This is a genomic window from Candidatus Ornithobacterium hominis (assembly GCF_900538215.1).
GTDB classification, from domain to species: domain Bacteria; phylum Bacteroidota; class Bacteroidia; order Flavobacteriales; family Weeksellaceae; genus Ornithobacterium; species Ornithobacterium hominis.
This window is the reverse complement of the sequence record NZ_UNSD01000002.1, coordinates 606,421-621,678: the sequence shown is the minus strand read 5'-3', so window position 1 is coordinate 621,678 and position 15,258 is coordinate 606,421. Positions and strand designations below refer to the sequence as shown.

The window sequence follows — 15,258 nt, the reverse complement described above, 5'->3', positions numbered from 1 at the left end:
ACATCATCATAGATATCATCATATTTTGTACTTGTTTTTTCATTTTGTGATCGCAAATTTAGATTAAAATATTTAATTGAAAAAATTATTTATCGTTTTTTCTAAGTCTTAAAAAAATTAATATTTCGTAGTGCAATATCAAACAAGGTTTATTTTTAGATTATCTTATTTTTTTTCTTAAGAAATATTTTTTAAGGCTTATAAAATTTTAGTTAAAATTTTGTTTTGAATTCCTCAAAAGTTTTAGTATAAATTATTCTAATCAGAAACCTCAACACCTTGCCCATACATTTCCCTTATTTTTTTCATGATTTCTTCATAAATTTCATCATACTCTTGAGCAGATACAATTTTACCTCCTTTTGGCTTAACGATTGATTTCGGTTCAATTTGATTACCTTTTTTTGCAAAACGCTTGTTGCAAGAAGCCTTTTTATATTTCACAGTTATTTTTATCACAATGTAAAGGAATTATTTTTCTATTAATTGCAAGTTGTTTGTAAATGTATTGACCAAAACCTGTTAATTTTAAAATATAAAATATTGGAATAGTAACCCAAAATAATGGGATTCTTAATAAGATTAGAAAAATAGATGAAAAACCATAATTCCATTTTCCTTTATGGTATGATGCCATTTCTTGAAATGCTAATGTTTTGTCAATGTCTTTGTAAGTTTCATTTTCTATATTGTTTCTTAGTTCTTTAAAGAAAATTAAATTTAGCGAGTCCACTTTTTTTATAAAATTTTTAAATCTATTGCAGTTTGGACACCAATTGTCATAAAAAACAATAAATTTATTCATTAGTTTTGAAATAAAATAAAATAGTTAAAGTTGAAATAATACTATATAGAATGATGTAAATCATTGATTCTTGTTTACCTACTGCTAAAAAAACCATATATGAAAAAGCTAGTGATGTAATTATTGAAATAATAGCTAAAAACATTTGCATTTTTTGATATGCAGTTTTCCTATTTCTATTATTTATCTCGATTGGATAATTTGCATATTTGGGATATTTGATGCCCAAAAAAATAATAAATATTAATAAAAAATTAGCAAGCATTGCATAAATTAAATTTACTTTATTTCCATAACCATTTGGTTTTCCTGTGATGTCAATATGAGTGATAATTTCATTTGAAATATTATCATAATTTGTAAAAACGAAATAACAATTCAGAATTAAAATTGAAACAGATATTAAGAAAACTATTAAGATGTTTTTTTTAATCATAATAAATATTTTTTAAAATTAATGTTTTGGTATGTAGGATAGAGAAATAAAATTAAACAAGCAGTTATAGAAAAAAAGAAAGAAAATATGCCGTGGAAAATAATTATTGAAAAATGAAATAATGTTTCATTAATTTTAAAATTGTTTAAAATACCTAACCCAAATAATTCTGGTTAGGTTAAAATTAGTCAGCCAAGTTCATCAATTGCCATCGCAAGCGCAATTTTTCTAGCTTCAGAACAATCTTTAGCCGTTGCACAATTCATACTTTCGCCAGATTTAACACACCAACTACACACAGTCTTATTATCTTCTTTTTCAGATAATAAATTTTTTGTAATTTTTGAATTAATCGAATGCTAAATTCAAAAAAAAAATAAATAAAAACAAAATAAGTTATGTTAATTTCCATTAATTTTAATGTGTTTTTCTTTAAAAGTAAAGATCGTCTCTTCTTTAGAAGTAAGAAACCATGCTTGTCACCAAAAAAGCAAAAAAAAATACTATCTCACAAACTGTGTAAGTTAAAAAGTTATTCTAAAAAAATTTGAACTTTTCCTAGTTCAAAAAAAATTTCGGCAATAACTTTTTATTATTTTTAAACCCACATAGTTATAATCGACAAAGAAGAATTATTAAACAACAAGGAATTTTATAAGCCTTTAAAAATAATGGAGAAGACCTTAACAGCTTCTTCAAGGGTATGGTTTTCAAGAATGATAAATAAACATTTTATTAGTAAATTTGTATAGATAATCTAATTATATCAATATGATTTTTGATGATTGGCAAGACCACCCAAATGAGAAAATAAATCCTGCATTACTATGGGAATATAATTTAGATACATTTGATTGGAAAAACGCAAGAGCTATTGTAGTTCAGCGAGTTATAGAAAGAGGTTGGTATAGTGATTGGTATGCAGCTATTCATTTATATGGAGGATTAGATAATTTCATTGAGATTGTAAAAAATGAAGTTCCCGTATTAAATGAAATAGATATGAATTATGTATGCATCGGGTTTGAGTTAAAAAAAGAAGATTTATGGAGTTACAAAAGAAAACAGTTCCGAGAGATTCTTTTTAACTCGTAAAAAGTAAAATAAACTGCGGTAAAAATTACTGCAGTTTATTATCAACTTAGAAAAATTATTTAATTTGAATATCTTTGAATATACTATCTCGTGCTATAGGAAAGTCATTTTCATCCATTTCTTGAAAATTAATTAATCTTAATAAATAGAAGTCAACAGAGTCCTTATTTTCATACAAGTCACCTAATTCATTTTTAAGGTAGTCATTAATACTATCTGTATTTTCTTTTAATACTTTAATAATCTTATTCGACACATTATTGTCTCTCGCAGACTTTTCGTTAAAAACATATTTATTATGTTTTAGTTCAAGATACTTAAATCCAGTAATTGCTTCTTCTTTAGTAAGAATTGGATAATCTGATTTATTTTTTTTTGTGCATGAATACAAAATGATAACAGCAAAAAGGTTTAATATTATAAATTTCATTAGAATTGATGTTTGCAAATCCCACCTTTTGGATCACTCGTTTTGTAGCCTATTTGAAGAAAATCTTCTGTCGTGTATGGGGTGTCTTCGCTATTTTTATAAAATAGCTTGTAAAAGGTCGTTGTTTTCTTCTATTCTAAGCATTCTCACATCTTTCACACAGGTAGAGAACCAAGGATATTGTTTTGCTAATTTTTGGACAGCAAGAACACAAGTAACTGCATCAATTGTATTACCACCGAAATAAACGCTTCCTTGCTTCCATTCAAATCCGTTACTAATCATAAAATCCTTGATTAGCTTATAGGCGTTATGATATGTAGTGCCTTCATAATTTTCATTAAGGCAATTCGTGTCTAAATCAAATAATACTGCGTACATAATGCAAAGATAATCAAAAGTATTATAAAAGCAACCAATAAAACAAAGTTGAGTATTATAAAAGTAACCAATGAGTGGCTTTGCCCTCAATTTAAGGACACTCAACTGCCCCACGCCTACAATAATTATATAAATGATTGTGTGACACAAATCTATATTTATTAAAAAAGCCCGATACAGTTCGGGCTTTTTAAACTTAAAATATAATTTATTATTTATTCAAATATTTTTGGTATAATAAAATCTTTATTACGTCTTTTTAATTTTAAATAATAGTATTCAAACTTAATGGGTTTGTCGCTAACCAAAACAGGTAGTTTTAACTCTACATGATTATCGTCAATATATTTAACTTCATAGATATAAAGTTCATCTAACAAAGCGAATTTATATTTATTATTACTTGAATGCTCCGCCTTTTTCCAATTCTCATCAATTTCAGATCCACCCAAAGCTACTTCACCATCCTTACTAACAAAATATACACCTGATTCAGTAAACTTATAACCACGAGCTTCATCTAATTCTTCCTCATCCACCCAGCTGCCCTGAATCCATGCTGGAGGAGAATAAGTATATTTATTCTTTTTATTCTTTACAACTTCTTCTATTCCGTCATCATTGTTACACGAAGTAATAGCGGTAAAGCTAGTTCCAAGCATTAAACAAAATGCTAATGTTTTCAATTTTCTTTTCATCGCGTAATATTTAAAAATTTTTATTATTTATTTATTTATTTCATTAATTTGATTCATTACAGTATTCCTTAGCCCCATGGGGTCTTTGATTTTATAAGATTGATATGCTCCTCCTGTTGTGACTCTAAATATTCCATACCCAAGCCATTTACCCATCGCACTTTGATGTAAATGAAACCCTTCATACTTACTTAATAGAATATCGTTCACTTCTTGTGCTACTACTCCTGAACGTAAGGTTAGACTATTTTTAAGCACCTGAACTTTTATACTTTTAAGTAGAAAATATTTATAGAGTAAAAATAAAAACAGTAAAGAAAACATACCAGAAGTAAATAGCCCGACAAACTCAAAAGGCTGAGTATCTTCGTACTTAACTCCTTTACTTACATAAGTAAAAAATATAATTACGAATGCGAATAAACTAGGTAAGGTAAATAACATACCTACAATATAGGGCAAAAAGCTTATCCAGTGAAGTCTAGTTTCGTAAATAACTTCTTCAGGTTCTCTATTCTCAATTACATTTATTTCTTGAAATAAATTCTTCATAGTTTCTTCAAATTTAATTAAAAATGTAATATGATTAACATAAACACAAATATATAAATACATAATTATATAATTGTTTATTAATGATTAAAATAGTTCTAACTGAGGTGTTGAAATTTTATAACGAAATAATAAGGCTTAGCAAAAAAAAGAAACTGCCAAAAAGCCAACTAATTTATCCGAATTGTGGAGAAATTGTAGACTGCCAAAAACGAACCATTTTAGGTCTGCCAAGCTTATTAACCTCTGTCGGATGTTCAAAATTATAATAGATGTACCAACGTCCTTTTTTAGGTTTATAAATTTTCGGTTTAGTCCATTTCATTTTGTACTCGCTTTCGTACTCGCTTAGAATTATTTCTTCAAAAAAAAAGCCATTGAAATCTTTGTTTTAAACACTGATTATCAATGGCTTTGCAATTGTAGCGAGGAGCAGAATCGAACTGCCGACCTCAGGGTTATGAACTCTCTTTGAGAGCTAAAATCACAGTCTTCCTATTGTTTATCAATTAGTTATAAATTCGGTTTAATCCTGAGGTTTATTCGGTTTTTTATTTAACTTTTTTTGCGAGTTATAGTGATTTTAAAGGGAAAAATTTACGCTTTATAAAAGTTCGTCTTCATACTTATAAATATCATTTAAAGAGCCTAAAAGATGTTTTGTACCTTTCTTATTCTTGTCTAAAACTGTCTTTTAATTACTTTGAATATGCTGTGGATTTTGTTTACGTCAAAATCAAAGTCGGAATATTCAGGGGACGGGTTTCTTGAGTGAAGCTTTAGCGTTCCGTTCTCTGAAATATTTGAAATTATATCTTTGAATAAAATACCTGTGTGCGTTACTATAACCCAGCCGTATTTAGTTGGTTTGAATCCGTCTTTCCAATGGTGGCGCTGCAATTCTCTTCCTAAAATTTCTGCTCCGCTTGGCGTTCCGTTCATTGTTCCGTCGTTCATGCTTTCGTTGGTAACACGGAAACCGATATATCGCCCCCGCCCTACGTGGTCTACCGTGAAATAAGCTTTTGAGAAATCATCGTGAACTTTATATTCATCTTCAAAGACTTCAACAAAGGAAGCATAAGCTGGGAACGGCACCACAGGAGCTTCAATTGTGAAACCTCCGTTTGGATTAGGATAATATTTATTTCCGCTTTTATTTTCTATTACTTCACCCTCAGATATAGGCGGATAGGTATTGCTAGAGAAACCTTGATTGATTGCTGGTTTGCTTTTTTCAAGCATTTTACCATTGTTTGTTAAAATTTCATCAGCTGAATTAAGTTTGTTATGCTTTGGGTATTTTTTTGGGTTGTGAAAATGCAAGAGTAAGTTCCTGTCAAGTCTAAATCTATCAGAGATTTTAATAGCTAAATTCTTGCTTAAATTTCTGGAACCTGAACTCAATCCTGAAATGTAGCTTTGAGATACTCCTAATTCTTTAGCTAACTCCTCTTGAGTAATTTTCGCTAAAAGATTGTTTATAACTTGTTGAGCACTTTCCATGTTATTTTTTGTGATATAATGTAATATTATTGTAATTTCGCAATCATATCGCAGGACAAATATATAAAATAACAACTAAAGTAAACATAAAGATAAACTAATTAGTTTTATACACGATTTCATATACGGTTTTAAGTTGTTCCAAAAAAAAAGCCATTGAAATCTTTGCTTTAAACACTGATTATCAATGGCTTTGAAAAGTAGCGAGGAGCAGAATCGAACTGCCGACCTCAGGGTTATGAATCCTGCGCTCTAACCATCTGAGCTACCTCGCCGTTTAAAAGGATTGCAAATATATGAATTTTCTGTTAAATCACACAAAACTTTTTTCTTTAAAATCACAACTATCCGAAGCGCTTGAAAACTATTCTCAAGGGGGTGTCTTTTGAAATTTAATAAGAAATTAATTATTAAAACCTGTTGTGCATTTAGGAATAAAAAAAGAAAAAAGATTGTCCATTTGATTAAAAAATCGTATATTTAATTGACTACCAAATCATTAAATAGATGAATAATCTTATTCAAAACTACAAAATTATTTTAAAAGAAACCTATTTATTAACTTTGTGAAGATTTTATAAAACAATAAACATGGCAAAAGCAGAAATCATCATAAAGAGTATAGACGAACTGAAACTGATGCGTGAAAGTGCTTTGTTAGTCTCTAAAACTCTAGGCGAAATCGCAAAAATCATTGGCCCAGGCGTTACCACACAGCAGATTAATGATTTAGGAGACGCCTTCATCAGAGACCACGGTGCTTATCCCGCTTTTCTTGGTATGTATGATTTCCCAAAATCGCTGTGCATCTCGCCAAACGAGCAAGTGGTACACGGCATCCCCAACGATAAACCATTGCAAGAAGGCGATATCGTATCGGTGGATTGCGGCGTCTACATGAATGGATTTTATGGCGATCATGCTTATTCGTTTAAAATCGGAGAAGTCTCGCCAGAGGTTGATAAACTCTTGAAAGTAACGAAAGAAAGTTTATACGCTGGGATTCGCCAGTTCAAGAAAGGAAATCGCTTAGGCGATATATGCCATGCCATTCAAATTTATAACGAAAAAGAAGGCTATGGTGTAGTGAGAGAACTCTGCGGCCATGGCTTGGGGAGAGATATGCACGAAGAACCACAAGTGCCGAATTATGGCAGAAGAGGCACAGGGAAAGTATTGAAAGATGGAATGGTTTTAGCAATTGAACCCATGATTAATATGGGGACAAAACGAGTGAAATTTCATAAAGATGGCTGGACGGTAACAAGTAAAGACAATTCCTATTCAGCTCATTTTGAGCATGATGTAACCATGATTGATGGCAAACCAAGATTGCTTTCTACGTTTCAATACATTTATGATGCTTTGGGCATTGAAAGTGATGAAGAAAAGGAGTTTTTGTTTGATGACGCTTTTGTAGATTGAGTTTTAAATTATTGAAAATCAGTAGAATTATTTATTTTTAAATGATGACAATAGAAATTAATCTTAATTACAAACAACTTTTGGCGTTAGTGAAGCAATTACCTCAAGTAGAATTGGCTAAATTTAAAGAAGAAATTTCTCAGGTTGAAGTGAGTAAAAATACATCAAATACTGAATCTAATCAAAAATCACTTTGAACCATCGATGATTTATCATTAATTCACTTATAATGAATGAATTGCTTAAATTTATTTTAAATTTCGTACCCCGCCCGTGGTTGATTCGTTTGAGCTTTTGGGTGAAACCTTTACTTATTATTTATTATCGTGGCAATCAGTTTGTAGACCCGATTGATGGCAAAAAATTCAGGAAATTTCTGCCATACGGCTACGGAAAATCAAGAGCGAATGCACTTTCTCCATCCACACTTTCACTGGAAAGACATCGGCTAATGTGGCTTTACCTCAAAAGAGAAACTGATTTTTTTTCTAAGCCTTTAAAAATTTTACACGTGGCTCCAGAGCAAAGTTTTTACAAAAAATTTAAAGCCTTAAAAAATTTAGATTACACCACGGCCGATCTTCATAGTCCGCTAGCAGACGTGAAGGCCAATTTGCTCCACCTTCCTTTTGATGATGAAACCTTTGATGTGATTTTATGCAACCACGTGCTGGAACACATCGAAGATGATACTCGGGCTATGCAAGAATTATATCGGGTGATGAAAAAAGGCGGCTGGGGCATCTTGCAAGTGCCAATGAAAAGTGATTTAGAAAAAACTTACGAAGATTTTACCATTCAATCTCCCGAAGAAAGAAAAAAACATTTTGGGCAATATGACCATGTGAGATGGTATGGAATGGATTATTTTCAACGGCTGGAAGATGTGGGATTTGATGTAACGAAAGACTTTGGCTCTCATCAATTTACGGAAGAAGAGCAGAAGAAATATGCTCTGATGAAAGGTGAAGTGCTACCCATTGTGAGAAAATCGGTATAGTTTAACAATGGGTTTGATAAAAGTTATAGAAGCCGTGCATCTTTATACTTTTGTAGACTTAACCACTTCATTTCAGGAAGCTTTTATAACTTCTTATGGTCATTTAAAAGCTTAATCCCCAAACCTAAAGGAATTAGATCTTTTAAGATAAAGAAGTCTGTAACAGGTACGCCATCCACACTTCTCCACACTCCTGGGGTGGTGAAGATAAAACTGATGGTAATGGTAAATGTTAAGATGAGTAAAGCTCCTGCGTATTTTAAAAGTAATTTAAAATTTAATCCTAAAATAAGTAAAATTGCCGTTACGATTTCTACAATACCGATGAAGTTAGAAACGCCTTGTACCCCTAAGATGCTGTACATCCAAGATAATAATGGTTGATTTTGCATCAGAGGTTTTATTGCTTCAGCTTCGGTGGGCGTAAACTTGAAAACTCCTATCCATAATAAAATTAATGCAGTTCCCAAAATCATTACAATCATGCCGATATCTTGCTGTTTTTTATCCGCTGTTTTCATAATTATAAATATTACAAATTAAATTTAACTCTATTTGACCAATTTAAAAAGTCTTATAACTTTTTTTGATTTCAGGTAAAGACTTAGTCGCTTGGCTAATTTTTAATTTTATTGATTTTTATTGAAAATCTCAATATTGCAAATATAAATCAATTTACTTCAAAAACTAGTTAATCTGATGAATTTTCTGTAAAAAACTGAAAAAGAATGGATTAACTAAATAATGTGCTGAAGAAATTATTTTTCATCTAAATTTTCCATGATTTTTTTTTAAGGCTTTAGAAATTTTGCAGTAGATGGTGTAACTTGTAAATAATGCATTGATTTGGCAGGGATTGCAGCGGCACCCCGCAAAGCATGAACGCTAATTTTTGCCATCGTTGGCAAGTGTGGAGCGACTGAGCAAACGCTTGCCAGCGATAGGCAAAATAAGTGAAGGCTGCGGAGTATAGCGAAAAGCCCGACTGCCAACCTGAAAAAAAATATAAATAAATGAATTTTAGTAACTTTTAAATAAACCGTACATTTGTGCCATAAATATTTTTATGAATTATATAGAACAAACAGAAGAAATCCGTTTAAATGACGGGCGTTCCATCACCTTAGAGACGGGTAAATTGGCTAAACAGGCCGATGGATCTGTGGTGGTGAAGATGGGTGGTACCATGTTACTTGCTACAGTGGTGGGTGCAAAAGAAGCTAGAGAGGGTGTTGACTTTATGCCTTTGACTGTGGAATATAGAGAGAAATTTACAGCTGCGGGTAAAATCCCAGGGGGGTTCATCAAAAGAGAGGGGCGCCCAAGCGATGATGAAATCTTGACGATGCGCTTGGTAGACCGTGTTTTGCGTCCGCTTTTCCCTGATGATTACCATGCAGAGGTTCAGGTGATCATCAATGTTTTATCTTACGATGCTAGTGTTTTGCCTGATTCTTTGGCTGGGCTCGCGGCTTCTACTGCATTGGCTTTGACTGATATTCCTTTTAAGAATCCGATTTCTGAAGTTCGCGTGGTGCGTGTGGATGGGGCATTATCTATCAACCCCGATTTAGAAACTCTGAAAAAAGCTGATTTAGACATCATGGTGGGAGCTTCTAAGGATTCTGTGGTGATGGTAGAAGGTGAAATGGCTGAGGTCTCTGAGCAGGAAATGCTTGAGGCTATTAAGTTTGCCCACGAAGCCATCAAAGACCAAATCGAAGCACAGGAACGCTTGGCTGAAAAAGTAGGGAAATCTTTCCCTAAACGCACTTACTGCCATGAAGTGAATGATGAAAATCTTGAAAGAGAAATCAAAGAACAGCTTTACCAAGAGCTTTATGATATTGCGAAAGAACCGAGTGAAAAGCATGAAAGATCAGAAAAATTTGATAAGGCTTTAAAAAATTGGAAAGAAAAATATAGTGAAGAGGAGCTGAGCGAGATCGAACCGTTGATTGATAAATACTTTGGTAAAGTTAAAAAGAATGCAGTTCGCCAAATGTTGCTCAACGAAGGGGTGCGCTTGGATGGGAGGTCTCCGCAGGAGATTCGCCCAATTTGGTGCGAGGTTGATTATTTACCAGCTACGCATGGTTCTTCTGTCTTTACGCGTGGGGAAACTCAATCTCTGAGCGTGGTGACTTTAGGCTCATCGCTGGATGTTGACCGCATTGATAGCATCATCGAAGAGTATGATAAAAAATTCTATTTGCATTACAATTTCCCTCCGTTCTCTACGGGCGAAGCTAGACCAATCCGTGGAACTTCAAGACGAGAAATCGGGCACGGGAATTTGGCTGAGCGTGCATTGAAGCGAATGATTCCTGCGGATAATCCGTACACCATTCGTTTGGTTTCTGATATTTTAGAATCTAACGGCTCATCTTCTATGGCTACCGTTTGTGCTGGGACTTTGGCGCTGATGGATGCAGGTATCAAAATTCAAAAGCCTGTCTCTGGAATTGCCATGGGGTTGATTACTGACCAAGAAAGTGGAAAATGGACCGTCTTGTCTGACATCTTGGGTGATGAAGACCACTTGGGCGATATGGACTTTAAGGTAACGGGAACAAAAGATGGTATCACGGCTTGCCAGATGGATATTAAAATATCTGGTCTATCTTACGAAATTCTAGAAAAAGCACTGATGCAAGCAAAAGATGGCCGCCTCCATATTATGGATAAAATGCTGGAAACCATTGCTGAACCAAATCCTCAATTAAAGCCAAACGCTCCTAAATTAGTGACTTTGATGATAAAAAGTGACTTTATTGGCGCCGTGATTGGCCCAGGCGGAAAAATCATTCAAGAAATTCAAGCGAATACAAATACTGAAATTTCTATCGATGAGAAAGACAATATGGGAATCGTAGAAATCAGCGGGAAAGACCAAGCTGGCATAGATGAAGCCATTCGGCGAGTTAAAGAAATTACCTTTGAACCTGAAATTGGTGAAACTTACACAGGCAAAGTGGTTTCCATCAAACCTTTTGGCGCTTTTGTGGAGCTGAAAAGAGGTACCGAGGGGCTCGTTCATATCTCTGAGCTGGAGTGGCATCGTGTGAATAATGTGGAAGATGTGGTGAACATTGGTGACATTATTGAAGTAAAATACCTCGAAAACGACAAGAAAACTGGGAAAATGAGATTAAGCCGAAAGGTTCTGCTCCCAAAACCAGAGAAGAAAAATGAAGAATAACTTTTCTAAAGCTTAAAAAAAAAGGGATTGAAAATCAGTCCCTTTTTTTATACTATTTTTTTAAAGGCTTAAAAATTTTTGAAAAAAGCTTATATTTGATTCATCAGTTTAGAATAAAAATGGAAGTAAAAACAATGGCTCAAATGCTTTCTGAAGGCAAAGAACCTGAAGTCTTATTTTGGGTAGGATGCGCTGGAAGCTTTGATGATAGGGCTAAAAAAATCACGCGGGCATTTGTAAAGATACTGAATCATATTAATGTGAATTTCGCCGTGCTCGGGACCGAGGAAAGCTGCACGGGAGACCCCGCTAAAAGAGCGGGAAATGAATTCGCATTTCAAATGGCTGCAGCTACAAACATTCAGGTTTTAAACGCTTACAACATAAAAAATATTGTAACAACCTGCCCCCATTGCTTTAATACCTTGAAGAATGAATACCCAGACTTAGGGGGGAATTATAAGGTGCAACATCATTCAGAATTTTTGCAAGAATTGATTGATAACGGCCGCTTGAAGATTGAAGGAAAAGCTTTCCGCGGTAAACGAATAACTTTTCACGACCCTTGCTACTTGGGGAGGGGAAACAGCGTTTACGAAGCGCCCAGATACTTAATCAAAAAACTGGACGCCGAATTAGTAGAAATGAGAAGATGCAAAGCTCAGGCACTGTGCTGTGGCGCTGGTGGAGCACAAATGTTCAAAGAAGCGGAGTCGGGGAATAAAGAAATCAATATTGAAAGAACCGAAGAGGCTCTGAGAACTCAACCTGAAGTCATCGCAACAGGATGCCCGTTTTGTAATACGATGATGACAGACGGCATTAAACATTTTAATCGTAACTTAGCAGTTAAAGATTTTGCAGAATTGATAGCAGAAGCAGAAGAATTATAGAAAAATGGAAAAGATTTTTAGCCACTTTTTATCCTTTGATGAAAACAGTAAAGTTTGGATTTTCATGGCAGAAAATCCCTTGCAAGAAGAAGTTTTGGAGCTCGCTCGTAAATCCTTAAATTCATTCATCTCGCAGTGGCAAGCCCACGGAAGTGATCTACACGCTGGGTTTGAGCTGCTAGAGAGTCGCTTTATTGTAATTTGCGTAGACGAAAGCAAGGCTGGCGCTTCTGGCTGTTCAATTGATTCCCTAATGAGATTTATGCAAGGTTTAGAGAAAGAAATAGAAAATCCCTTAACCAACCGAATGCTGGTCGCATGGAAAGCTACCGAAAACTCAGAAATAAAAGTAGAAAAACTGCATCAATTTAAGATGAAGCTCAAAAATGGAGAAATCAATTCAGATGCTTTGGTGTATGATAACAGCATTTCAGATTTATACCAATTCCGCCACCAATGGAAGCGAAAGTTGAAAGATAGTTGGGCGAGTAAATTCCTATGATTTTTTTTAAAGCCTTTAAAAATTTTCATTTGTTTTAAGGAATTATTTCTTCTAAACTTTTAAAAAAAACACTATAAAATGAAAAAACATAAGCACGATTTACTTTCATGCTTATGTTTTTTTAAGATTAAAGTTTTATTGCTTTTATCTTAATTTTGATAAAGTTAAGGCTCGCAATCCCTCTCTTAATCCTTGAGGCAACGCACGCTGAGCCCGTGAGCTTGGCTGCTGCTATTGTCGCTCACATCACTGCCGTCACTGTGGAAGTAGAAGTTGTCAGCGTTGTTACCGCTGGTAGCAGAGCTACTCCAGTAGTACCCGCCAGAGTCCGCGTAGTACAGTGTACCATCGTTACCATAATGGTAACCAGCAGCTGCAAGGTTTGGCAACTTATCCTGTATCCACATTTGATCAGTAGAAACAGCAGAAGTGCTACCCGTTACAGCCTGATAAAATTCCTGCCACTCCTGCACAGTCGGAACATGGTAACCTAACGGGCAAGGGTTATTAACTTTGCCTGCTTGCCACAAGTTAAGGTCTGATGAAGGATTATTTACCCAATTACTATCGCTAGAAGTAATAAACTTCCCTGCTGAATTGCCTGTGTATGTCCAACTTTGGGCTTTGTTTGGGGTAATTGGTTGATTCCTAAGCTCATGCCCATCACTCGCTCTCTGCCATTGGTATAATGAACCGTAGGTTTTAGCCTCATTATGGGCATCTGTGCCTGTTTTACTAACGATAGGGTCAAAATGAGAACTATGGATGTTGGCGTATTCTGCTCCAAGGTTGAGGTTGAGCCATGTTTTATTATAATTAGTACCAGTTACAGTTATAGCGCAATACACAAAATCATGCTTGCCGTCGACACCAAATAATTTATCAAAAACTATGTTTTCTGGTGCACATTGCTTGATTTTATTGATGATCTCATCTGCTCTGGCTGGCTGCTTATCTCGGATGTGCTTTCTTTTACCATCATTTTCTATTTCCGATTTAATCCTTGAAATCTCTCTTGAAAGGCTTGTGCGCTTCACCTTTTGGTCTTTTTCATCCCAAACTAAAAACCATTGGATAGATTTTTCCTCAACATCTTGTATGCGCAAGTCTCCTTCTATGCGCAGGTCTCCTTTTTGGTTGTCTTTTTTTCTGATGTCTAATGTCGCCTCTGGAGCATCTGTGTTAATGCCTACTTGGGCGGTGACCGCTACTGCTGATAACACGGCTAAAGAAAATAATAATTTCTTCATTTGTTTTAATTTTTTAGTTAATATTTTATTGATTTATTCTTTTATTAATTAAATTTTTGCTGTTTTTTTTTGCTTCTTCATTTAGAAAGAGCCCCAACCCGTGAGGCTCTTCTTTTTGAAGAAATTACTACTTTCACACAGGTGAAAATAGAAAAACCGCACAAGATTTTCTTGCACGGCTTTGCGGTTCGCTCCCGAGGGGAAGCAAAAAATTATTATAAGTTACTGATAATGAGTTGTTTAGCTCATTACTTGTGTGTGTGTGTGTTTACACTTTATTTTGAAACTCACAAATTTCATTTGTTAAAATTTCGTTATTTTTTGTTAAAATTTTCCGTTGAGATTTTTCTCTTTTCTCAACCTGCCCGCAAATGTATTTCACGTTTTTGAATTATGCAAATTTATTTTTTTTTGAGGCAGTGGATTTTTTTTAAAGGCTTTAGAAATTTTTTCCAGTTTGTATTTAATGCGTTCAGCTTGCTATTTAAAACGTCACTTCTTAGATTTTTAGACTTTTAGATTTTCATAAAATATAAAATGAAATTCTTGAGTCCTTTAGTTATTAGGTTCTTTGATGCCATGCTTTAGCTTTATTAAAAATTGAAAAGCCTCTAGCGGTGTAGATTTTTCTATTGCAAATTCATCTAAAAGGGTGCAGATTTTATCTTTATAACTTCCATCTATGCTGGGTCTTTTTTCCTCTAGCATGAGCCCCTCTTTTATTTGTATCAGTGGCTCTTCCCATACTTTGTAGTGATATTTTTTCTTCCAGCGGCATGCCACCAGACGTATGTATTCTGCGGTGTCTTCTTCTATCTTTGCTTTAAATTCCTCTTTCACCCAATCTACATACTTCCCTACCGAGCGCTCGGGGAAGCCTATAGCATGAATATATTTTTGCACGTTTTTATAAAATCGGGTATGGATTTTCATCATCTTCACGTTTTCTACAAAAAACATGGCATGCTCATTATAGCACTTCCTGAAATTCCCTTCTTTGAATAATATTAAGCTATTGTACTTATCTTGATCTATCAGGTTTAGTTTCTCTTGCGTATTCATAGAAAAAAATAGGTTTTTTAT

18 protein-coding genes and 1 tRNA gene are annotated in these 15,258 nt (G+C 34.0%); 7 read left to right on the top strand and 12 right to left on the bottom strand.

Features of this window, described 5'->3' with window-relative positions; genetic code table 11:
• Window positions 1-258: 258 nt before the first annotated feature.
• Genes D5J18_RS03105 through D5J18_RS03095 form a run of 3 tightly spaced genes read right to left on the bottom strand, consistent with a single transcriptional unit; the run spans window position 259 to window position 1,241 of the window.
• On the bottom strand, window positions 259-444 hold the full coding sequence (locus D5J18_RS03105; RefSeq protein WP_119057531.1) for a hypothetical protein: 186 nt from the start codon (window positions 442-444) through the stop codon (window positions 259-261).
• On the bottom strand, window positions 434-805 hold the full coding sequence (locus D5J18_RS03100; RefSeq protein ID WP_119057530.1) for a thiol-disulfide oxidoreductase DCC family protein: 372 nt from the start codon (window positions 803-805) through the stop codon (window positions 434-436). The genes D5J18_RS03105 and D5J18_RS03100 overlap by 11 nt, the downstream gene beginning before the upstream one ends.
• Window positions 798-1,241, bottom strand: a complete 444-nt coding sequence (locus D5J18_RS03095; protein ID WP_119057529.1) for a DUF1648 domain-containing protein — start codon at window positions 1,239-1,241, stop codon at window positions 798-800. The genes D5J18_RS03100 and D5J18_RS03095 overlap by 8 nt, the downstream gene beginning before the upstream one ends.
• A 771-nt stretch (window positions 1,242-2,012) precedes the next feature.
• Here D5J18_RS03095 and D5J18_RS03090 point away from each other — a divergent pair.
• Complete coding sequence (locus D5J18_RS03090) at window positions 2,013-2,336, top strand: DUF6922 domain-containing protein (RefSeq protein ID WP_119057528.1); 324 nt, start codon at window positions 2,013-2,015, stop codon at window positions 2,334-2,336.
• A 55-nt stretch (window positions 2,337-2,391) separates the two neighbouring features.
• Here D5J18_RS03090 and D5J18_RS03085 read toward each other — a convergent pair whose 3' ends face one another.
• The 6 genes from D5J18_RS03085 to D5J18_RS03060 form a co-directional block, all read right to left on the bottom strand.
• On the bottom strand, window positions 2,392-2,766 hold the full coding sequence (locus tag D5J18_RS03085; RefSeq protein WP_119057527.1) for a hypothetical protein: 375 nt from the start codon (window positions 2,764-2,766) through the stop codon (window positions 2,392-2,394).
• Window positions 2,767-2,862: 96 nt separating this feature from the next.
• A complete protein-coding gene (locus D5J18_RS03080) occupies window positions 2,863-3,147 on the bottom strand; it encodes a virulence factor (RefSeq protein ID WP_119057526.1) in 285 nt (94 codons plus the stop codon).
• A 215-nt stretch (window positions 3,148-3,362) separates the two neighbouring features.
• Complete coding sequence (locus D5J18_RS03075) at window positions 3,363-3,845, bottom strand: hypothetical protein (protein WP_133297998.1); 483 nt, start codon at window positions 3,843-3,845, stop codon at window positions 3,363-3,365.
• Window positions 3,846-3,872: 27 nt separating this feature from the next.
• On the bottom strand, window positions 3,873-4,397 hold the full coding sequence (locus D5J18_RS03070) for a PH domain-containing protein (protein WP_133298092.1): 525 nt from the start codon (window positions 4,395-4,397) through the stop codon (window positions 3,873-3,875).
• A gap of 681 nt (window positions 4,398-5,078) precedes the next feature.
• Window positions 5,079-5,903, bottom strand: coding sequence for a helix-turn-helix domain-containing protein (locus D5J18_RS03065; RefSeq protein WP_119057523.1), 825 nt, complete (start codon window positions 5,901-5,903; stop codon window positions 5,079-5,081).
• A gap of 201 nt (window positions 5,904-6,104) precedes the next feature.
• A tRNA-Met gene (locus D5J18_RS03060) sits at window positions 6,105-6,178 on the bottom strand.
• 316 nt (window positions 6,179-6,494) lie between these two features.
• Between D5J18_RS03060 and map the strand changes: the two genes are divergently transcribed.
• Genes map through D5J18_RS03050 form a run of 3 tightly spaced genes read left to right on the top strand, consistent with a single transcriptional unit; the run spans window position 6,495 to window position 8,328 of the window.
• Window positions 6,495-7,328, top strand: a complete 834-nt coding sequence (map, locus tag D5J18_RS03055; RefSeq protein WP_119057522.1) for a type I methionyl aminopeptidase — start codon at window positions 6,495-6,497, stop codon at window positions 7,326-7,328.
• A gap of 41 nt (window positions 7,329-7,369) precedes the next feature.
• Entirely contained in the window at window positions 7,370-7,525 is a 156-nt protein-coding gene (locus tag D5J18_RS08780) for a hypothetical protein (RefSeq protein WP_165844948.1), read from the top strand.
• A gap of 32 nt (window positions 7,526-7,557) precedes the next feature.
• Window positions 7,558-8,328, top strand: a complete 771-nt coding sequence (locus D5J18_RS03050) for a class I SAM-dependent methyltransferase (protein WP_119057521.1) — start codon at window positions 7,558-7,560, stop codon at window positions 8,326-8,328.
• Between the two features lie 83 nt (window positions 8,329-8,411).
• On the opposite strand, the gene D5J18_RS03045 is transcribed toward D5J18_RS03050, so the two are convergent.
• Entirely contained in the window at window positions 8,412-8,849 is a 438-nt protein-coding gene (locus tag D5J18_RS03045) for a DUF417 family protein (protein WP_119057520.1), read from the bottom strand.
• A 545-nt stretch (window positions 8,850-9,394) separates the two neighbouring features.
• Here D5J18_RS03045 and D5J18_RS03040 point away from each other — a divergent pair.
• The 3 genes from D5J18_RS03040 (at window position 9,395) to D5J18_RS03030 (ending at window position 12,925) form a co-directional block, all read left to right on the top strand.
• A complete protein-coding gene (locus D5J18_RS03040) occupies window positions 9,395-11,530 on the top strand; it encodes a polyribonucleotide nucleotidyltransferase (RefSeq protein WP_119057519.1) in 2,136 nt (711 codons plus the stop codon).
• A 119-nt stretch (window positions 11,531-11,649) separates the two neighbouring features.
• Window positions 11,650-12,423: a (Fe-S)-binding protein gene (locus D5J18_RS03035; RefSeq protein WP_375730843.1), complete on the top strand. Its 774-nt coding sequence runs from the start codon at window positions 11,650-11,652 to the stop codon at window positions 12,421-12,423.
• A gap of 4 nt (window positions 12,424-12,427) precedes the next feature.
• Window positions 12,428-12,925 (top strand): hypothetical protein, encoded by a 498-nt coding sequence (locus D5J18_RS03030; protein ID WP_119057518.1) that lies wholly within the window; start codon window positions 12,428-12,430, stop codon window positions 12,923-12,925.
• 185 nt (window positions 12,926-13,110) lie between these two features.
• Here the strand turns inward: D5J18_RS03030 and D5J18_RS03025 are convergent, their stop codons facing one another.
• Together D5J18_RS03025 and D5J18_RS03020 are read right to left on the bottom strand one after the other, a co-directional pair.
• Window positions 13,111-14,175, bottom strand: coding sequence for an FISUMP domain-containing protein (locus D5J18_RS03025; protein ID WP_119057517.1), 1,065 nt, complete (start codon window positions 14,173-14,175; stop codon window positions 13,111-13,113).
• 555 nt (window positions 14,176-14,730) lie between these two features.
• Window positions 14,731-15,237, bottom strand: coding sequence for a MutS N-terminal domain-containing protein (locus D5J18_RS03020; protein ID WP_119057516.1), 507 nt, complete (start codon window positions 15,235-15,237; stop codon window positions 14,731-14,733).
• Window positions 15,238-15,258: the final 21 nt, after the last annotated feature.